This is a genomic window from Biformimicrobium ophioploci (assembly GCF_030270605.1).
GTDB classification, from domain to species: domain Bacteria; phylum Pseudomonadota; class Gammaproteobacteria; order Pseudomonadales; family Cellvibrionaceae; genus Biformimicrobium; species Biformimicrobium ophioploci.
This window is the reverse complement of record NZ_BSYJ01000003.1, coordinates 420350-440250: the sequence shown is the minus strand read 5'-3', so window position 1 is coordinate 440250 and position 19901 is coordinate 420350. Positions and strand designations below refer to the sequence as shown.

Genomic DNA, 19901 nt, shown 5'->3' with positions numbered 1-19901 from the left:
CAAGCTCGGCCGCACGACAGGTTCGGAAGCGCCCGTGGTCCACAGATCATGCCTGACCGTACAGCGCCAAACGCCCCACAAGGCCTTGTCTCGACACAGCGCAAAATCCGGACCGGTACTGATATTAAAGAACAGGGATCGGCGCCCCCGGGAAAGGCCGGCATTGTACCCGAACGCGCAGGTCGGTGACAGTTAAAACGACTACTACGCCACCGGTCGCAAGCTTCCTCACAACCCGAGGATTTCTACGTATTTTGGCGCAATTTCCATCCGTTCAGCACATTTCTGGCGCTGGGAGCTACTACACTTATTGGTCGAACACAAGCTGTCCAATCACAATTTTGGCAGGTAAAATCGGGCATCATTCATACAAGCCGTTGATGATTTGCGCTCGGTTTCGCCCGGTGGCCAAAAAAGCTGTGCAACCACAGCCCACAGGGACCAGCGATACCAGGGGGAGCTGCCTGAGCCTGAGGGCACTGGCGCCTGATAAAAGCGATAAATCGCGTCAAGGGATACCAGATGAAGCTAAAGTCACGGATGCGCCGTTACCGCAAGCGCCTGGTCAAGGGGTTAGCCCTGACCTGTTGCGTTGCGTTGCTCGCCGCCAGCAAATCGCCGACCTCCCTCGAGCGGATCAAGTCCGAGGGCAAGTTGACGGTATTGTCGCGCAATGGCCCGACCACATTCTATGAGGATGCCAATGGCAACTACAGCGGGTTTGAATACGACCTGCTGCGTGCCTTTGCAGACGAGCTGCGCGTCGACCTGGAGATCCGTGACGTCGACAACCTGGAAAACCTGTTCGACCACCTGGTCTCTGGCGAGGCCCATATCGCCGCCGCCGGCCTGACGGTTACCCGCAGCCGCCGGGACCAGATTCGCTTTACCCCGTCTTACTTCGAGACCCGCCAGCAGGTGATCTACCGCCAGGGCGTTGCGCGACCGAAAAGCGTCCGCGACCTGACGGGCAAGACCATTGCCGTGGTGGCCGGATCGGCCCACGCGGAAGAATTGCAGAAGCTGAAGCGACGCAACCCGGAGCTGCAATGGGCCGGACTGCCCGATGCGGACGCCGTTGATTTGATTGAAAGCGTCCACAACGGCCAATACGACTACGCCATCGTCGACTCCAGCGCCTACTCGATTCACCGCGGCCTGTTCCCGAAGGCGATTGTCGGCTTCCACCTGACCCAGTTCCAGCCACTGGCCTGGGCGCTGCCAAAATCGGCGGACGACAGCCTCTATCGTGAGGCACGCAGCTTCCTGGTGCGCGCCAATGACAACGGCCTGGTGGCTGAGCTGCGTGAAAAGCACTACGGCCATATCACCGAGCTCAACACGGGCGGGGCCAAGACATTTGCCCGGGCACAAAGCGAGCGCCTGCCCAAGTGGCAGAAATATCTCGAGCAGGCCGGCGAGAAGTACAACCTGGACTGGCAGCTGCTGGCGGCCGTCAGCTACCAGGAATCCCACTGGAATCCGCGCGCGCGCTCCCGCACCGGCGTGCGTGGCCTGATGATGCTGACCCGGGCCACCGCCAAGGAAATGGGGGTCAAGAACCGCGTCGATCCGCTCCAGAGCATTGAAGGCGGCGCACGTTACTTCCGCCACCTGCTGGATTCACTGCCGGATCGCATCCGTGAGCCGGACCGCACCTGGCTGGCACTTGCGGCTTACAACGTGGGTCGCGGCCACCTTGAGGACGCGCGCGTACTGACGGAAAAGCTCGGTGGCAACCCGGACAAATGGACCGACGTGCGCGACCATTTACCACTGCTGGCCAAGCGCCAGTATTACCGCCAGCTGAAGCACGGCTACGCGCGCGGCTGGGAGCCGGTCACCTACGTACAGAACATCCGTCATTACTACACGCTGTTGAGCCTGGGCACCAGGATTGAGGAACAGCGCATCGCGAAAGCTGCTCGCGAAGCAGCCGAGGGCGCCGTTGCCGATGCCAACGAAAGGGAGAACGGGGCCATTCCGGCACTTTAACCGGCACTTTAACCGGCACTTTGATGCCGGCGTAACTAACGCCGGCTTTTGAAAAAGGCTGACAACATCTCGCCAGCCTCTTCCGCCAGCAGCCCACCCTCACACTCCAGCCGGTGATTGTAGAAAGGCTGCTCAGGCATCTGCAGGTTGCTCTGCACCACCCCCGCCCGCGGCTCCGGCGCACCATAGAAAAGCTTTTTCACCCGCGCGTGGATCATGGCACCGCAGCACATGGAGCATGGCTCAATGCTGACATACAGGTTTGCCGCCGGCATCCGATAGTTCTGCAGCCGCTGTGCCGCCGCCCGCAGGGCCACGACTTCAGCGTGGGCGGTGGGGTCTTTCGAGATGATCGGCTGATTCCAGCCCTCACCGATGATCTCGTCATCCAGTGTCACTACCGCGCCCACGGGTACCTCGCCATGGTTCGCTGCGGTTCGCGCCAGCTCCAGCGCGCGCTCCATAAAATCGAAGTCAATCGGTCTCGCCATTACAGGCTTGCTCCATTTCTAACTATCAACCTGCAACAGGCGCAGCAGGAAATCCGCTTCAAGATGCAACACCTCTTGCGAGGCCAGCGCTTCCTTCGCCGTTTCATTGCCGTGCCAGGAGAATGGGGTCATGAGGATGAAGGCGCGTACCAGTTCAGCACCGCGCAACACAAACGGGAACACCAGGCGCATGCGGCGGACTTCTGTAAACCCGGCCAGGGGCGAAGGGTCTGGGTGAGGACGCACTTCCCGGTAGAGGTGCTGTTTGAGCGAACGCAGGTGGTCCGGCCCCGGGCCCACCTCCAGCAGCTGGCCGCCAGGCTTGAGAATCCGCGCCATCTCGGCACTGTCTGCCGGCGCAAACACCTTCAGCAGGCGGTCAAAGTACTGGTCATGCACCGGCAATCGGAAACTGCTGGCCACAGCAAACTCACATTGCGACTGCCTTTTCGCCGCCCCCCGCACGCCCGGCTTGGCAATATCCACTCCCGCAAGCGCGGCAGGCTCCCAGCCTCGCGCCTGTAGCTGGCGCAGGTAATAACCCTCCCCACAGCCGATGTCCAGCAGGCGCTGCCCTGCACGAAATGGCAGCATCGCCGCGATGGCGCCAGCAAGCTTGTCGTAGTAACCACTGGACAATATCAGCCGCCGTGCCGCCAGCATCTCGGCGGAATCCCCCGGCGCCTTGCTGCGTTTGTGGTGCGCGGGCAGCAGGTTGAGATAGCCTTCTTTTGCCTGGTCAAAACTATGGCCGCTGGTGCAGCGCCAACTGCCATCAAGGGACGTGAGCTCCCCTGCACACAAGGGACAGCGCCAGCAGCCCGCAGCCACTGCGTTGGTATCGATTCCGGATTGTTGCATCGTGGCAGCTCGCCTTGCTCGTCACCTTTTTGTCGGGGCGTGATTATAGGAAAACCGGACGCCTTGTCACTTAACCGGTAACAATGGCGACATACAGCAACCGTCTCAGATGGTCGCGCGTCGCGGTTTTGCCGCGCCCTTCCCGTGCGCCCGCCCACTACCGGACCCGGACAGGATCATTACCGCGGCCTTTTCCGCGATGGCAATCACCGGCGCATTGGTATTGCCACTGATCAGGGTCGGCATGATCGAGGCGTCGACGACCCGCAGACCGTCTACGCCCCGGACTTTCAATTCCTGGTCCACAACCGCCATTTCGTCGCTGCCCATCTTGCAGGTACCGACCGGGTGGTAAATGGATTCGGCATAACGCCGGATAAAGGCGTCGATTTCCGTCTGCTCGGTGAGCGGCTTGTCCGGCAGCCACCAGCGTTTGTGCATCGACGCCAGCGCCGGTTGGCCGAGAATATCGCGCGCCATTGCGAACCCCTCGCGCAACACCTGCATATCCTCTGTACTGGCCAGATAATTGGCCTCTATGCGCGGCAGTGCACGGGGGTCGGTCGAGGCCAGAGTAATCCGGCCCCGGCTCCTCGGACGCAGGTCGCACACATGCAGGGAGTAACCGAAGCCCCGCTCCCGGCGTATGCCGTGCTCAAACAGGGGCGCCGCGGTGAAATGGAACTGCAGGTCCGGCCTGCCGTTCGCCAGGGAACTGCAGGCAAAACCACCCGCCTCGGCGATGTTGGATGTCAGCGGGCCGCTGCCCTTGAACAGGAATTCCGGCAACGTCAGCGCGGTCTTCAACATATGCCCGATATTCAGGGAAAAAGTCACCGGCCCGGTCGCCTCAACCACCTGCGTGATATCGAGGTGGTCCTGCAGGTTGCAGCCAACCCCCGGCAGGTGCATCTGCGCGCCGATTCCCAGGGCGCGCAGGTCGTCAATATGGCCAATGCCGGAAAGCATCAGGATTTGTGGTGACTGTATGGCGCCGGCACACAGGATGACTTCGCGATTCGCGAGGATCTTCTTACCCCCGCGCACCAGCTCGACACCAGAGGCACCGCCATTATTGAACAGTACCCGGGCAACCTGGGCCCCGGTCATGATGCGCAGGTTGTCGCGATCGGCCGCCGGATGCAGGTAGGCTGCGGCACTGGAACAGCGACGCCCGTTACGCTGGGTGACCTGGTAGAGCCCAACACCGAGCTGGGTCTTGCCGTTGAAGTCATCATTGTGCGGGTGGCCGGCCTGCTGGGCCGCCTCGACAAAAGCGCGGCTTGCCGGCGTCATCCAGTTCAGGTCAGAAACACTCAGCGGTCCGCTACTGCTGTGGTAGGCACTGCTGCCACGACTGTTGCCCTCCGCCTTGAGAAAGTAGGGGTACATATCGCGCCAGCCCCACCCTTGGTTACCCTGTGCTTCCCAGTCGTCGTAGTCCTCGCGGGTCCCGCGTATGTAAATCATCGCGTTGATGGAACTGCTGCCACCGAGGGTGCGGCCGCGGGGCCAGAACAGGCGCCGGCCGTCGAGTGCCTGCTCCGGCTCGGTTTCATGGTGCAGGTTGTACCTGGCGCCCGGCACCAGTTGCGCGAGACCCGCCGGCACATGGATCAACGGGCTGTTGTCCGGGCGGCCCGCTTCCAGCAGGCATACGCGGCATTCCGGGTCCGCACTCAGGCGATTCGCCAGTACGCATCCCGCGGATCCCCCGCCGACGATGATGTAATCGAATACTTCCGCTCGTGACATGCGGTCTCCCCTGTCAGCCTTTGGAGCAAAATGCGCCGGCAGGGTATGACAACCGGCACATGAATCAGGCGCAAGCGTAGCAGCCCTGCCGCCATCTCCACCATGACCCAAAATAGCAGGCCGCACCAGCACGGAAATCAACCGTCATGCCCGCAGACAGCAGGCAAGCCCCTATACTGAAACTGTATTTCCGTACCAGCTTTTGGCGAGACCTATGAACCTGCGCAGGGTAATTGCAGTTATCTTCCTGCCACTCACACTAAACGGCTGTGGCTCTATTTCCGGAACACCGGGAGCCGTCTCCGGCAGCCTGTGCGCGGAGCTGCCGGCAATGCTGGACAGCTACCAGCGTGGATTCAGCGACGTAAAAGGCAGTCGCACCACGAGCTCGAGGGTCACCGTGTGGAGCACCAAGGTTGACCTCGTCGGCAAAAGCTGCCAGATCCTGCAATGGGGTGTTGGCCGCGACCAGTATGTGTGCCAGGTGAAATTCAAGGACGAGCAATCCGCCCTCACCCACCGCAGCATGGTGGCGGCCCACGTCGGCCAGTGCCTGGGTTCCGGGTGGGTACGACAGAGAACGGCGCGCGGTGTTGGAGAAGGCAGCAGAGTCATTTACCGGCGCAAGTTAAGTGGCAAACGCGCGGAACAGGTATCCCTGATCGCAGCACCGCGCGGACGCAGAGTGGACGGGGGCTGGAGCAGCTTCCTGATACTGGGCGCCCCCGGGGATCCGGCTACGGCTTACTAGCGCAATCGCTAACCCGGATAGCAGCGCGCGCCCTGTTGTGCGGCCAGTGCAGCGTTTTCCTGCTCCGCGTCGAGCGCGCTCCAGCGCACCAGTGCGATAGCCCGCTCACCAGCAACCTCGAATACGCGATAACCCTGTGACTCAAGTTCTGCGCGCCCGGCGGGGGTCGGAACCAGGGCCACTTTGAATGTACCTGGCGACTTGAGCTGTGCGGCGCTGCCACGACCCTCCAGGTTTGTCATGCTGGCGAAATTCGATGCCCGCATATCGTAAAGCTGCAGCGACCAGTAACCCGCAAGCCACTCACCTTCAAGCATCACGGGGCCACTGCTCAGGTCAACCAGGCAGGTAGAGTGCAGCAGGTCCGGGCTCGGGCGGACCACGCGACGGTTTTCCGCAGAAGCCTTGTCCGCGGCCAGGAAGCGGTTGACCGCCGCCTTCTCACCCTTGACCGCACCTTCCCAGAGACCGCCCATGATAAATTTCGGCATGGAAAAGATGACAGCAACGTGGACCAGCACCGCGCCACCCAGGGCACACGCCATCCATTTCAGAAAGCTTTTCATCAGCGGCAATCCTCCACGCGGATAACCGGCAGCGGAGCCGATGCAGGACTATCCAGGTAAGCGTCGCCCGGGCCATAGAGGCGCAGGAGCAGGTCAAATTCGTAACGATCGGTCTTGGGCCGACCCTTCGGGATTTCCTTCGCCGGTTCACCAACCGCCAGCCACGCACCCTGCTCCGGGTGCTGCCGCGACAGGGTAATAAAATCCTGCCCACTGGTATCATACACACGGCTGTTAACGCTGTGGTTGGTGTCGTCCCCACGCATCAGGAAGCCGTCCACGCCGTAAACGGTAATACTCCACCAGGCCACGTCCATCTCCGGCACCTCTACCCGGTAGGTACAGCGCAGGCTCAACGGGATACCCGCTGCACTGGTGGCACGGTAGGAAACCGAATATTCCCTGCGCTGCGCCAGCGGGCCGCCGAAGCTGCTCATGGCCCGCATCCAGGGGCCAGCCTCATCAGACGCCGTCAGGGTATTCGCTTTCCAGTCGCCATTTTCGACTGCGTACTTGTCGTACATCTTCAGCAATACAGTGCCGCCACCGGCAAAACCCAGCACCAGCGCCGTCGCAATCGCACTGCCCCAGAAAAAAAATTTTTTCAGCATTATTCCTCGTTATCCTGTCGCTGCAGTTCGAGCACCTCGATGACGCGCTCGCCGCCCTCCCCCGGCTCCGGATAGTGCCAGGTGAGGTTGTATCCGCATAATTTCATCCCGTAAACCCGCCCCGGGGCAGACTGTTGGTATGCCGGGCGCGGGTCCTGGGCCAGCACCTGGCGTATCAGCAGTACCAGGTTCGTATTCCATTCATCCCGGTGTGCCTCTGCAATCCGCTGTACATTCTCAGGCACGCGGACTTCGTACTCCGCGGGCGCCTGGGGCACAAAGTCCAGGCTCGCGTCCGGCAGCGCATCCGCGTAAGGCACGTAGGGCTTGATATCCAGGACCGGGGTGCCGTCCACCAGATCCGCCCCGCCGATCACGATTTCGACCTCCGGCCCGGTGCGCAACTCCAGCAAGCGCACCACAGATAAGCCCAGGTTATTCGGCCGGAAAGGCGAACGCGTTGCCAGGGCACCGATGCGCTGGTTGCCACCCAGTCTTGGTGGCCGCACCCGCGCCTGCCACTGTCCTGCACACTGGTGAAACTGGAAAATCACCCACAGGTGGCTCGCACCTTCCAGCCCCTGTAGCAACTGTGGATCGTTAAACGGAGGCAGCAATACAAGGGATGCGCGGCTGGCGTCCGCCAGCAATGGTTGCCTGGGCACCCCGAACTTTTCCCCAAAACAGGAACGCGTAATCGCTATCGGGGAGAGATTGATGGAAGTAATCACAGGCGTGCTTCAGGGCGATCAGCCCGGGCGCCGGCAGCGCCCAGGCATCCGGGAATCAGATTCCGCCCATGCAGAGGTATTTGATTTCGATGTAGTCATCGATACCGTATTTTGACCCCTCGCGGCCGCTACCGGATTCCTTGACCCCACCGAACGGTGCCATTTCATTGGAAATGATGCCTTCATTGATACCGACCATGCCGTATTCCAGCGCCTCACTGACACGCCAGACGCGGCCGATATCACGTGCATAGAAGTAGGCCGCCAGGCCAAACTCGGTGTCGTTGGCCATCTGCACCGCTTCCTCTTCAGTGCTGAAGCGAACCAGCGGCGCGATGGGGCCGAAGATCTCTTCGCGGAACACACGCATGTCGGAAGAGACATCCTTGAGGATCGTCGGCAGGTAGAAATTGCCACCCAGGTCACCGCTGCTGCCACCGGTTACCACGGTTGCGCCTTTCTGCTGTGCATCCTCTACCATGGCGTGCACGTCTTTGACGGCACGGGCGTGGATCATGGGGCCAACTTCGGTGCCCGCTTCCGCACCGTTACCAACCTTCAGTGCTTTCGCCGCTGCGGCGAATTTCTCGGCGAATTCGTCATACACCGCATCCTGAACCAGGATGCGGTTGGCACAGACACAGGTCTGGCCTGCATTGCGATACTTGGACAACAGCGCGCCCTGCACTGCCTTGTCGATATCCGCATCGTCAAACACGATAAACGGCGCGTTGCCACCCAGCTCCATCGAGGTTTTCTTGACGGTGTCGGCACACTGCGCCATCAGCAACTTGCCAATTGGCGTGGAACCGGTAAACGTCAGCTTGCGCACAATCGGGTTGCTGGTCAGCTCACCGCCGATCTCGCGCGAGTTGCTGCCGCAAACCACGTTGAAGACACCGCTGGGGATACCGGCCTCTTCTGCCAGCACAGCCATGGCCAGTGCAGACAGCGGCGTCTCACTCGCTGGCTTGGCAACAAAAGTACATCCGGCAGCCAGTGCCGGTGCCACCTTGCGGGTGATCATGGCATTGGGGAAGTTCCACGGTGTGATGGAGGCGACCACGCCGACCGGCTGCTTGATCACCACGATACGCTTGTCATTGCTTGGCGGCGCAATGACATCGCCATACATGCGCTTGGCTTCTTCCGCGAACCACTCCAGGTAGTTGGCGCCGTACACAATTTCAGTCTTGGCCTCGGCCAGCGGCTTGCCCTGCTCCGCGGTCAGGATCTTGGCCAGGTCATCGGCATTTGCAAGGATCAGGTCGTACCAGCGGCGCAGAAGGGCTGCACGCTGCTTGACCGGGGTATCGCGCCATGCCGGGTAAGCCCGGTTCGCGGCGTCAATAGCACGCCGGGTTTCGCCAGCACCGACACTTGCCACAGCGGTGATCAGCTCATCGCCCACCGGGTTGGTGACATCCAGGGTGGCGCCCGAGTCGGCATTCACCCACTCCCCGTCGATATAGGACTGGGTGCGCAGCAACGAGGGGTTGTCGAGAGTCAGCATGGAATTCTCCTTATTATGTCCGGTCGGGCGATGCCTGCCCGGCTAACCTTTGGTCAAAATCGAATAATAATTCAAAAAACGGCGAGCTGTCAGCCAGAGCGCCCGCCGCTTGTCCCTATTTTTTCTTTTTCACGAACTTCATCAGGCGGCGCTTTTTCGCCAGCTGGCGCGAGCTCAGCTTGTTCTTCTTGCCCGCATACGGGTTCTCGCCACCGCGGAACTCGATCTTGACCGGAGTTCCGTGCAGGTCCAGCGCGCGACGGAAGGTCTTTTCCAGGTAACGCACGTAATGCGCTGGCACCTGGTCGGTCTGGTTACCGTGGATCACGATGACCGGTGGATTCTGACCGCCAGCATGGGCATAGCGCAACTTGATTCGATGGCCGTGCACCATAGGTGGCTGGTGTTCGCTCACTGCCCACTGCAGGATCCGGGTCAGGTGGTTGGTGCTGAGCTTGTCTGTCGCTGACTGGTATGCCGCCTCGATCGATTCGTACAGGTGACCCACACCGGTGCCGTGCAGCGCCGAGATAAAGTGCGTATCTGCGAAATCAACAAAGCGCAGGCGCCGTTCCAGTTCCTTCTTGATGTAGTCGCGATGATCCGGGTCCAGTCCGTCCCACTTGTTCAGCGCAACCACCAGCGCACGGCCGGACTCGATCACGTTGCCCATGATGTGCAGGTCCTGGTCGACAATGCCCTCGCTGGCATCCATCAGCAGAACCACCACATTGGCATCATTGATCGCCTGCAGCGTCTTGATGATGGAGAATTTCTCCACTGTTTCACGCACATTCTTGCGGCGCCTGACGCCGGCGGTATCGATAATGGTGTAGGGCGTGCCGTTGCGCTCGTAGTTGATATAGATACTGTCGCGGGTGGTACCCGGCATATCGAATACAACCACCCTCTCCTCGCCAAGCAGGCGATTGACCAGAGTGGATTTACCGACATTCGGTCGCCCGACAATCGCGATCTTTACGCCCTTGCCTTCGTCTTCGGCGGCCTCGGTTTCTTCCTGTTCCGGCAGGGCTTCCGAGACCCTTTCCAGCAGGTTGCGCACGCCACGGCCATGCGTCGCCGTGGTGGGAAACAGTTCGCCGATACCCAGCTCGTAAAATGGCGCCAGCGCGATATCCGGGTTCACCCCGTCCACCTTGTTGGCCACCAGGTACGTCGGCTTGGCCCTTACCCGAAGGTGCTGCGCGATCATTTCATCAGCGGGGGTCAGGCCGTCGCGGCAGTCCACCAGGAACAGCACCACATCGGCCTCTTCGATGGCCTGCATGGACTGCTGCGCCATGACCGCATCAATGCCCTCTTCGTCACCGGTAATACCACCAGTGTCGATCAACAGGACCTGGCGACCGTTGATCTCCGCCTCACCGTATTTCCGGTCGCGGGTCAGGCCGGCATAGTTTGCTACCAGCGCATCCCGCGACTTGGTCAGGCGGTTGAACAGGGTCGATTTGCCTACATTAGGCCGCCCGACAAGGGCGATTACTGGCAACATTCAAAAAAACTCATATCGGAAAAATTAACGCCGCCACTACAACTTCAGGCCGGATCGCAATGTCCGGCCTGAAGTTGTAGTGGCGACAGAAACAGAACCGCCCGCATAAAGCGGGCGGCTACAGCGGGTTACCTTTGCGGGATTATCCCGAGGTAACGACCCGTAGTGCCGTCAGCTTGCCGTCATCGCCAAGCACATAGAGCACACCGCTTTCCGCCTGCAGCGGAATCCGCAGCGGGTCCCCCCCGACTTTCTCGCGCCCGAGCAGGCGACCGCTGACCGGATCCAGCAGGTGCAGGTATCCGTCCAGGTCACCGACAACAATGGTGTCGTCAAGAAACGCGGGGCCACTGAGCTGCCGGCGCAGCAGCTGATCGTTGCTCCAGAGCACCTGGCCATCGCGTACATTGAAGGCGCTGACTGTGCCGTCCGCTCCACTCAAGTATACATTGCCCGCCCCGACAGCAACGCTATGGTGGGTTGAAGCGTCACGTGCCCACAGGCCACGACCACCGTCCCGTGACAAGGCAGCAACCCGGCCCTGGTAACTGGCGGCAAAAACCAGGTCACCACGAACAACCGGCACACCGTCAATATCGATCACACGTTCAAGCTCTGAAGTGCCCTGCGCAACAGCCACACGCTGTTCCCAGCGCAAGACGCCATCGTACAGGCCGAGCCCCACCAACTTGCCGTTATCCAGTGCAGCAATAACGGTATCTGCCGAGACCACCGGGGAGCTGGTACCGCGCAGCGTGAGTACCGGCATGTTGGCCGCATAGCGCCACTCAACGGTACCGCTCTGGGCCTGAAGGCCGAGCACTTTACCGTCCAGTGTCTGTACCACCACGATACCGGAAGCCACTGCCGGTGCAGACAGCACCTCGCTCGACAGCTGGGCGCGCCACAGCACGGCGCCATTGCCGGAGTCGACACCAATCACTTCACCGTTGTAGGAGGCAACCACCACAACGCCATCGCCGTAACCGACACCGCCGCCAATATCCTGGCCGAGGTCCACACGCCAGACACGCTCGCCGTCGAAACGATTCAGCGCCATCACGCGACCATCGCTGTCGGCGACATAGATGTTGCTGTCGGAAATGGCCGGGCGCAGCATCGCGTAACGCGCCGTATCAATATCGCCCACCTTCGTCTTCCAGAGCGTTTCCAGGAAGCGGGATTCCTGGATGCTCGGCAAGGGTACCGGGTCAGTATTTTCTTTTTCCTTGTTGGAGGAACAGGCTGCAATGGCCAATGCCAGCAGCAATACACCCAGTTGTTTCAGGGAGTTTGTCATTATTCGGATTCCTTGGCCGACTCCGTTGATTCTTCATCCGTTGCGGCACCGTCAGTGGCGCCCTCACCCAGGCCCTTGATCTTCAACTCGATCAGCTGCGCGCTGTTCGCCTGGGCTGGCAGCAGCTTGTCCAGTGCCAGCTGGTAAGCGGCACGCGCCTCACGGACCTTGCCCTGGCGCGCGAGAATATCGCCGCGGGTTTCCGCGTACAGGGCGGTAAAGGACTCAGGTACGTCGCCCTGAACCAGCGCTAGCGCCTGGTCCAGTTCGCCACGGCCGGCAAGCGCTGAAGCCAGGCGGCGCTTGGCAACCAGCTTCAATACTTCTTCCGAGCCGTTATCCACCACCCACTGGAGCTCGCGCACAGCGGTTTCCAGGTCATTGGCCTGGGCGGCCTGGCCCGCCAGGGTCAAAGCTGCCTGGCTTGCGTAAATTCGATCCCCGAACTGCTGCTTGAGTTCCGCGGCGATACGGGTTGCGTCGCCAGACTCCCCGCCCTGCCCGGCAGACTCAATGCCGCGGGTAAATTGCTGGTAGAGGTTGGAAGCGGTTTCCGCCTGGGTGCGCTCATGCTTCTGCCAGCCCTGGTAACCGAAATAACCTGCCAGCGCGAGCACTACACCAAAGACAACACTACGGCCGTTCTCGTTCCACCAGCGCTTTAGCGTTTCAATTTGTTCTTCTTCTGTAAGATGGTCAGCCACTTTTTACTCCAATCACTTCCACTATTTTTATCTTGACGCCGCAACATCCGGCGCTTTTGCAGAAAAGGTTTACTCGGTACCGCTACGCAGGAAATCTGCCAGCTCGGCAATCCCGACCGATGCCTGAGCCTCATCACTGCGCAGGAACTTGACCCCGATATTGCCCTCGGCGACTTCATTCTCGCCAAGGATCAGGGCGACATCGGCGCCGCTCTTGTCAGCTTTCTTCATCTGGCTCTTGAAGCTGCCTCCGCCACAGTGCACCAGCAGCCGTAGCCACGGCAGTTCCGAACGCAGGTTTTCCGCGATGGCAAAGGCCTCAGCCTGCACATTACCAACAGCAACAAGGTACGCATCGACCTGGCACTCGATACCCTCGGGAATCATTTCCAGGGTTTCCAGCATCAGCACCAGGCGCTCGATCCCCAGGCCGAAGCCTACAGCACAGGTCGGCTTGCCGCCCAGCTGCTCGACCAGGCCATCATAGCGGCCGCCACCACAGACAGTGCCCTGGGCGCCGAGGCTTTCGGTCACCCACTCGAACACGGTCTTGCCATAGTAGTCCAGCCCCCGCACCAGACGCGGATTCACCTCATAGGCGATTCCGGCGGCGTCCAGCATGGCCTTGAGCTGCTCGAAATGTGCCTTCGATTCCTCATCGAGGAAATCCAGCAGGGATGGTGCAGAAGCGAGAATCGACTGGGTCTGCTCGCTCTTGCTATCGAGAATTCTAAGAGGGTTCTTGTCCAGGCGACGCTGGCTGTCCCCGTCGAGTTCATCCTTGTGCGCGGTCAGGTAGGCGACCAGCGCCTCGCGATAGGCTGCGCGGCTTTCGGCCGAGCCCAGCGAGTTGATCTGCAGCGATACATGCTGGTCAATGCCGAGCTCCTGCCACAGGCGGGCGCTCAGCATCAGGATTTCAGCATCCGCGTCCGGCGTGTCGATGCCGAATACCTCGACACCGAACTGATGGAACTGGCGCAGGCGGCCTTTTTGCGGCTTCTCGTAACGGAACATCGGGCCCATGTACCAGAGGCGCTGGGTCTGGTTGTGCAACAGGCCGTTTTCCTGGCAGGCACGCACGCAACCTGCCGTTCCCTCCGGGCGCATGGTCACGCTGCGTCCACCCTTGTCCTCAAAGGTGTACATCTCTTTCTCGACGATGTCCGTGGCTTCACCCACGGCACGCGCAAACAGCTGGGTCTGCTCGAGAATAGGGAAACGGATCTCGCTATATCCGTAGCGGCCGAAAACATCGGTCACGACGCTCTCAACGTACTGCCAGACCGGAGAGCGCTCCGGTGTCAGGTCGTTCATGCCCTTGATGGCAGATAACTCTTTCAATGTTGTTCCTTACTCTAATTCCTTGCCCCGGCGCCTGAACGCCGGGCCTCTGCCGCGGTTCAGGCCTTGGCGATCAGGTCCTTTTCCTGCTCTTCCTTGGCTGCCGCACGCGCGCGAATCAGGCGCTCCAGGTCATCCACCAGGGTCTCGCTCTTGAGCTTGTGATCCGGCTGACCATCGATATAGATGGCGTGGCTCGGAGTGCCCCCGGCCAGGCCGATATCCGCCTCTTTGGCCTCACCCGGGCCGTTCACGATACAGCCGATCACCGCCACATCCAGCGGGGTGGTCACGTCCTCAAGACGCGTCTCCAGCTCATTCATGGTCTTGACCACATCGAAGTTCTGGCGCGAGCAGCTGGGGCAGGCAATAAAGTTCACCCCTTTCGAGCGCAGGCGCAGGCTCTTCAGCAAATCCCAACCGACCTTCACTTCCTCGACCGGATCAGCGGCCAGGGAGATACGCAGGGTATCGCCAATACCGTCCAGCAGCAGCGCGCCCAGCCCGACTGCGGACTTGACCGTACCGCCGCGCAGGCCACCGGCCTCAGTGATGCCGAGGTGCAGCGGCTGCTCGATCTGGGTGGCCAGCTTGCGGTAGGCCGCGGTCGCCATGAAGATGTCCGAGGCCTTGACGCTGACCTTGAAGTTCTGGAAATCGTACTGGTCCAGGTAATCGACGTGACGCATGGCCGACTCGACCAGTGCATCCGGGGTCGGCTCACCGTATTTTTTCTGCAGATCCTTTTCCAGCGACCCACCGTTGACCCCGATACGGATCGGGATGTTCAGGTCACGCGCCTTGTCTACCACCGCGCGAATACGCTTTTCACGGCCGATATTGCCCGGGTTGATGCGCAGGCAATCCACGCCCAGGTCGGCGACACGCAGTGCGATGCGGTAGTCGAAGTGGATATCGGCCACCAGCGGCACTGACACCTGCTGGCGAATGGCCCCGAAGGCCTCTGCCGCATCCATGGTCGGCACCGACACGCGCACAATATCCGCGCCGGCCGCTTCCAGCCGGCGAATCTGCTCAACCGTAGCGGCGACATCGCAGGTGTCGGTATTGGTCATGCTCTGCACGGAAATCGGTGCATCGCCACCTACCGGGACCTTGCCAACCCAGATCTTGCGGGATTTGCGCCGAACAATGGGCGATTCAAACTGCATGGGACTCCTGAAACAGGCTCAACGATTTTTCAGGGGCGGATTATAGAGGGGATGGGTCGCGGCGGCTATGGGCGCCCCCGCGATAGCGATCAGTTACCAACGGTCAGGGTTCGGGTACGACGCCCCGGTCGGGGTGCCACATCAACCACACTGCCGCGATATATGGCCGTGACCACCGCGGCATGGCCCAACTTGAGCGTATAGGGCGCCTGTCCCTGCAGGGTGACGCTGTCGCCGGCATTCCTGATCCCTTCCAGCAGCACCTGGCCCTGTGCATCACTGACCTCTAGCCAGCACTCGTCCGAGAAGCTGAGCTGCAGGTCGCCTGCGGCGATCTCTGTACGGGTCTCCGCGGCCGACCCTGTGGCGGGCACTGCGGCTGATACTGTCGCCGACTGCTGCTCAGCCGGGGCCGCAACCACCACCGGAACCACCCGTGCTTCAGCCGGCGTTTGCTCCCGATAGCCGGGCTCGATCACAGGCTCGGCTTCTGGTGCCGCCACCACCGAGGCAGTTTCGCGCGCGGCCGGCAGCGCTTCGGCCAGCTCCTCCTCTGGTTCCAGTGCCAGGGCACCCAGCTCGGCATCCGTTACCGGGGGTATTTCCAGCACCGCTTCACGCTGGACAGACTCCACCGCCAGCGGACTGTCCCGCTCAGCAGAGACTTGCTCAAGGCTCTCGTCAGCGGCGGAATCCGGCAGCGCCTGTGGCGGGGCCATCTCACGCGCGGTACTCCACCAGAAACCGGCAATCAACAACCCGGCGAGCAGCAGCAACAGGCCGCTGCCCAGCCCGCTTTTCCCACCAGCCGCACGCGCGCTTTCCACAACCTTGCGCGACTCCACTTCCTCCCGGCTGTAGCCTTCCAGGCCGGCCAGCAAGGGGGCTGGATCGGCTTCCAGATACTTGCAGGCACTACGCAGGTACCCGCGCACATAGGTGAAACCCGCGAGGCGCTCATACTGGTCGGATTCCAGCTGTGACAACACGGTGGGGGTCACACACAGGATCTTGGCCAACTGCTCGCGGGAGACACCGGCCGCCTCGCGCAGGCGGCGCAGCTGCGTACCTGGAGTCGGGTCATGAGCGTCGTCTGCAGGGGACTCTGCCGCACCCGCGGTCGCAATATCTGCGACAACCATCTCGCTATCAGTCATTGTTCTTCGATCTCTGGTATTCCAGGTTTTCCTGCGAGTAGGGGTACAGATTCTTCAGTGCCAGCGCATAACTGGCTTCGCGGTCGCGATTGCCGAATATCTGCTCGATCCTGATACCGATCAGAAGCGATCTCGGGGTGGGGCGGCTCGCGCGGTTGAACTGGTCCAGGTAGCGCTTGGCCAGAGAGTAAGCGCCATCTTCAAATTTCAGCTCGGCCATCTCAATCAGCGCCATGGTCAGGCCGGGGTCCAGCGCCAGCGCCTTGGTGAAAGCACCCTCGGCGCGCTCGCGGTTGCCCAGCTTGAGCGCACTGCGGCCCAGATTGGTCAGGGCAAACGAGCGGCGATTGTAATCCAGGTCATCGGAGGCTTTCCTGAATTGCTCGTAGGCATCTTCAAAGCGGCCCTGCCCGTACAGGAACACGCCGTAGTTGACACGCGCCATGGAGAAACGGGAATCGGCCCGCAGGGCCTTCTTGAAAAACTGTTCCGCGACTTCTTTTTCACCCTCGGCCTGGTACACAAGTGCAAAGCCATGCATCGCAGCAGGGTCACGCTTGTCCAGCTTCAGCGCCTCCTGAAAGTGGTAGCGGGCGGAATCGCGGTTATTTGCCTGGAGGTAACGCAGGCCCATTTCCACATGTTTTTCCTGGGCCTGGTCCAGATCAACCGGCTTGCGTCGGGGCTCCAGGTCCCCGGTGGTGACGCAGCCGGCCAGAACGGCACTGAAAAACATTAAAGTGAGGAGTCGTCCAGCGTGCGCAAAACCGGCCGTTGAGAACATTATCGATACCCTGCTGCAGGGGGCCTTCTGCCCCCGGATTCAAACTGCTTATTGTTGTTTTGCGACCCGGCCCCTCAGGAACCAATCAGCCTTACCGGCTGCTCCAGATCGCGGTCATCGCGCTGCGCACGGTAGCGCTCACTGCGTCGGGTACGGTCGTTGACCGAGCCCGCCAGCTGGCCACAGGCGGCATCGATGTCGTCACCGCGGGTGGTGCGGACCGTAACGATGAAGCCCTTATCCACCAGAATTTTCTGGAAACGATGCAGCGCGTTGTTGCTAACCCGCTCGTAATCAGACAGGTCGAACGGGTTAAACGGTATGAGATTAATCTTTACCGGCACATCCTTCAACAGCTCAGCCAGCTGATGGGCGTGCTCGGGGCGGTCATTGACCTCCTTGATCAACGTGTACTCGATGGTCATCTTGCGGCGCTGGTCGGGCATCTTGTCGATATAGCGCTTGGCGCTGTCCAGCAACATCGCGATCGGGTACTTCTTGTTGATCGGCACCAGCTCGTTGCGCAGCGCGTCGTTGGGTGCGTGCAGGGAGATGGCCAGGCTCACATCGGTCACCTCTGCCAGGCGATCCAGGGCCGGCACCACGCCGGATGTGGAAAGGGTCACGCGACGCTTGGAAATGCCGTAGGCATTGTCCTCCATCATCAGGTTCATGGAGTCCACGACATTGTCGAAGTTCAGCAGCGGCTCGCCCATACCCATCATCACCACATTGGTGACCTTGCGTGGGCCATTGGCCTCCAGCTGCCCGAATGACTTACAGGCGATCCATACCTGGCCAATAATCTCGGCCGCGCTCAGGTCGCGGTTGAAGCCCTGCTTGCCGGTGGAGCAGAAGCTGCAATCCAGAGAACAGCCCACCTGCGAGGAAACACACAGGGTACCGCGGTCGCCATCAGGGATATAGACGGTTTCCACTGCACTGCCGCCATCCACACGGATCAGCCACTTGCGTGTGCCATCGGCAGAATCGAGCTGTTGCAGCACTTCCGGCGGACGGATCTCCGCCACTTCGGACAACTTCGCCCGCAGCGCCTTGCTGACGTTGCTCATCTGCTCAAAGTCATCGGCGCCGTACTGGTGAATCCACTTGAGCACCTGCACAGCACGGAACGGCTTTTCTCCCAACTCAGAAAAGAACACCTTCAGCTTGTCCAGGGACATGCCGAGCAGGTTTGCCTTTTGCTGGTTCGGGTTGACGGTCTGTGCTTCGGTCATGGAATCACTCTCTCGTATATCTTGCATACATCGCAGGAAACGGCAGTATCAGGGGTTTTCACGCCCGAAGGAGCGCGAAAGCGGAAGCGGCTCCACTGACGGGAAAGCCGCTTCCGGGTACGCACGAATTAACGCGCGCAGATTTCTTCAGCAGAGAAGAAGTAAGCCACTTCACGCTCGGCGGAAGTTGCAGAGTCAGAACCGTGAACAGCATTCGCATCGATGCTGTCAGCGAAGTCAGCACGGATGGTGCCGGCGTCAGCTTCTTTCGGGTTGGTGGCACCCATCAGCTCGCGATTCTTCAGGATTGCGCCTTCACCTTCCAGCACCTGAACAACAACCGGGCCAGAAGTCATGAACTCAACCAGTGCGCCGAAGAACGGGCGCTCCTTGTGCTCAGCGTAAAAGCCTTCAGCTTTTTCTTGGGACAGCTGCACCATCTTCATGGCAACGATCTTCAGGCCCGCTTTCTCGAAACGGGTTTCGATCTCGCCGATCACGTTCTTGGCTACTGCGTCCGGCTTGATGATGGACAGGGTGCGTTCTACTGCCATGGAAATTCTCCAATTCCTTAAGGTTGGGTTTTGCAAAAACACTCTGCAAAACGGGTCATCAACTTTTCGGCTCGCCGGTCACGAATCTGCCGGCATCCGAAAGATTAAGGGGGCTGCCCTGCCGGACAACCCCCCTGTAACTTGCCGTGTCACCACGCGCTGCGTCTATTTTTTGTACACAGGGCGCCACGGGGGCGCGCATTATACGCGATATTCCTCTGACTATAAATTATTCGCAAAACCGACTGGTCAGTAGCAGCCCGCTGATTCAGTCCTGCTCTTCGATCCAGGCTGCCTGGATGGCTTCCAGAATCTTCTCGCCGCAGCGATCCGGGTCGTCGTTGAAGCCTTCCAGCGCAATTACCCAGTTGCGCAGATCGACAAAATTAACGTAAGTCGGGTCCACATCCGGGTGCGCCTCGGACAATTCGATGGCGATATCCTGAATGTCAGTCCATTTCAGTTCCATTGTGCTTCCCTCATGCATACACAGCCACAACGAGCAAGGTAGCTTCTCCCTAATGCTTTTCGGAAACCTGGTTGATGGTGTACTTCGGAATCTCCACCACCAGGTCGTCATCGGCCACCACCGCCTGGCAGGACAGGCGTGAGTCCGGCTCCAGCCCCCAGGCCTTGTCGAGCAGATCCTCTTCCAACTCGTCCAGTTCATTCAGGGTATCGAAACCCTCGCGCACGATGACATGGCAGGTGGTGCAGGCACAGGACTTCTCGCAGGCGTGCTCGATTTCAATATCGTTGCGCAGCGCGGCGTCGCAGATAGTCTCACCTTTACTGGCCTCGATTACCGCGCCTTCCGGGCACAGCTCCACGTGCGGTAAAAATACGATCTTCGGCATGTCG

General features: G+C 60.5%; 20 protein-coding genes. 2 read left to right on the top strand and 18 right to left on the bottom strand.

Going from position 1 to position 19901, the window contains the following annotated elements; genetic code table 11:
- Window positions 1–522 precede the first annotated feature (522 nt).
- Complete coding sequence (gene mltF, locus QSJ80_RS08665) at window positions 523–1995, top strand: membrane-bound lytic murein transglycosylase MltF (RefSeq protein WP_285764040.1); 1473 nt, start codon at window positions 523–525, stop codon at window positions 1993–1995.
- A gap of 35 nt (window positions 1996–2030) precedes the next feature.
- On the opposite strand, the gene tadA is transcribed toward mltF, so the two are convergent.
- From tadA to QSJ80_RS08650, 3 genes are all read right to left on the bottom strand, one after another.
- Complete coding sequence (tadA, locus tag QSJ80_RS08660; RefSeq protein WP_285764039.1) at window positions 2031–2486, bottom strand: tRNA adenosine(34) deaminase TadA; 456 nt, start codon at window positions 2484–2486, stop codon at window positions 2031–2033.
- Window positions 2487–2504: 18 nt separating this feature from the next.
- The gene (locus tag QSJ80_RS08655; protein WP_285764038.1) at window positions 2505–3347 is read right to left on the bottom strand and encodes a putative RNA methyltransferase; all 843 of its coding nucleotides are present in this window, start codon (window positions 3345–3347) and stop codon (window positions 2505–2507) included.
- Window positions 3348–3452: 105 nt separating this feature from the next.
- The gene (locus QSJ80_RS08650; protein ID WP_285764037.1) at window positions 3453–5102 is read right to left on the bottom strand and encodes a GMC family oxidoreductase; all 1650 of its coding nucleotides are present in this window, start codon (window positions 5100–5102) and stop codon (window positions 3453–3455) included.
- 214 nt (window positions 5103–5316) lie between these two features.
- Between QSJ80_RS08650 and QSJ80_RS08645 the strand changes: the two genes are divergently transcribed.
- On the top strand, window positions 5317–5853 hold the full coding sequence (locus tag QSJ80_RS08645; RefSeq protein WP_285764036.1) for a hypothetical protein: 537 nt from the start codon (window positions 5317–5319) through the stop codon (window positions 5851–5853).
- An 8-nt stretch (window positions 5854–5861) separates the two neighbouring features.
- Here the strand turns inward: QSJ80_RS08645 and QSJ80_RS08640 are convergent, their stop codons facing one another.
- The 15 genes from QSJ80_RS08640 to fdx all read right to left on the bottom strand — a co-directional run bounded on the left by QSJ80_RS08640 (window position 5862) and on the right by fdx (window position 19897).
- A complete protein-coding gene (locus tag QSJ80_RS08640) occupies window positions 5862–6419 on the bottom strand; it encodes a DUF1254 domain-containing protein (protein ID WP_285764035.1) in 558 nt (185 codons plus the stop codon).
- The gene (locus QSJ80_RS08635) at window positions 6419–7030 is read right to left on the bottom strand and encodes a DUF1214 domain-containing protein (protein WP_285764034.1); all 612 of its coding nucleotides are present in this window, start codon (window positions 7028–7030) and stop codon (window positions 6419–6421) included. The genes QSJ80_RS08640 and QSJ80_RS08635 overlap by 1 nt, the downstream gene beginning before the upstream one ends.
- Window positions 7030–7761 carry a tRNA (N6-threonylcarbamoyladenosine(37)-N6)-methyltransferase TrmO gene (gene tsaA, locus QSJ80_RS08630; protein ID WP_285764033.1) on the bottom strand — a complete coding sequence of 244 codons (732 nt, stop codon included), beginning with the start codon at window positions 7759–7761 and terminating at the stop codon, window positions 7030–7032. The genes QSJ80_RS08635 and tsaA overlap by 1 nt, the downstream gene beginning before the upstream one ends.
- Window positions 7762–7816: 55 nt before the next feature.
- Window positions 7817–9274: an NAD-dependent succinate-semialdehyde dehydrogenase gene (locus tag QSJ80_RS08625; RefSeq protein ID WP_285764032.1), complete on the bottom strand. Its 1458-nt coding sequence runs from the start codon at window positions 9272–9274 to the stop codon at window positions 7817–7819.
- A gap of 115 nt (window positions 9275–9389) precedes the next feature.
- Window positions 9390–10787 (bottom strand): ribosome biogenesis GTPase Der, encoded by a 1398-nt coding sequence (gene der, locus QSJ80_RS08620; protein WP_285764031.1) that lies wholly within the window; start codon window positions 10785–10787, stop codon window positions 9390–9392.
- Window positions 10788–10929: 142 nt separating this feature from the next.
- Window positions 10930–12087 carry an outer membrane protein assembly factor BamB gene (bamB, locus tag QSJ80_RS08615; RefSeq protein ID WP_285764030.1) on the bottom strand — a complete coding sequence of 386 codons (1158 nt, stop codon included), beginning with the start codon at window positions 12085–12087 and terminating at the stop codon, window positions 10930–10932.
- A complete protein-coding gene (locus tag QSJ80_RS08610) occupies window positions 12087–12791 on the bottom strand; it encodes a YfgM family protein (protein WP_285764029.1) in 705 nt (234 codons plus the stop codon). Before QSJ80_RS08610 ends, bamB begins: the two co-directional genes overlap by 1 nt.
- A gap of 69 nt (window positions 12792–12860) precedes the next feature.
- Window positions 12861–14135, bottom strand: coding sequence for a histidine--tRNA ligase (gene hisS, locus QSJ80_RS08605; protein WP_285764028.1), 1275 nt, complete (start codon window positions 14133–14135; stop codon window positions 12861–12863).
- A 59-nt stretch (window positions 14136–14194) separates the two neighbouring features.
- Window positions 14195–15307, bottom strand: a complete 1113-nt coding sequence (gene ispG, locus QSJ80_RS08600; RefSeq protein ID WP_285764027.1) for a flavodoxin-dependent (E)-4-hydroxy-3-methylbut-2-enyl-diphosphate synthase — start codon at window positions 15305–15307, stop codon at window positions 14195–14197.
- Window positions 15308–15396: 89 nt separating this feature from the next.
- Window positions 15397–16464 carry a RodZ domain-containing protein gene (locus QSJ80_RS08595; RefSeq protein ID WP_285764026.1) on the bottom strand — a complete coding sequence of 356 codons (1068 nt, stop codon included), beginning with the start codon at window positions 16462–16464 and terminating at the stop codon, window positions 15397–15399.
- A complete protein-coding gene (gene pilW, locus QSJ80_RS08590; protein WP_285764025.1) occupies window positions 16457–17200 on the bottom strand; it encodes a type IV pilus biogenesis/stability protein PilW in 744 nt (247 codons plus the stop codon). The genes QSJ80_RS08595 and pilW overlap by 8 nt, the downstream gene beginning before the upstream one ends.
- A 122-nt stretch (window positions 17201–17322) precedes the next feature.
- Window positions 17323–18486, bottom strand: a complete 1164-nt coding sequence (rlmN, locus tag QSJ80_RS08585; protein ID WP_285764024.1) for a dual-specificity RNA methyltransferase RlmN — start codon at window positions 18484–18486, stop codon at window positions 17323–17325.
- A gap of 128 nt (window positions 18487–18614) precedes the next feature.
- On the bottom strand, window positions 18615–19040 hold the full coding sequence (ndk, locus tag QSJ80_RS08580; RefSeq protein WP_285764023.1) for a nucleoside-diphosphate kinase: 426 nt from the start codon (window positions 19038–19040) through the stop codon (window positions 18615–18617).
- A gap of 268 nt (window positions 19041–19308) precedes the next feature.
- The gene (gene iscX, locus QSJ80_RS08575; protein WP_285764022.1) at window positions 19309–19509 is read right to left on the bottom strand and encodes a Fe-S cluster assembly protein IscX; all 201 of its coding nucleotides are present in this window, start codon (window positions 19507–19509) and stop codon (window positions 19309–19311) included.
- A gap of 49 nt (window positions 19510–19558) precedes the next feature.
- Window positions 19559–19897, bottom strand: a complete 339-nt coding sequence (fdx, locus tag QSJ80_RS08570; protein ID WP_285764021.1) for an ISC system 2Fe-2S type ferredoxin — start codon at window positions 19895–19897, stop codon at window positions 19559–19561.
- Window positions 19898–19901: the final 4 nt, after the last annotated feature.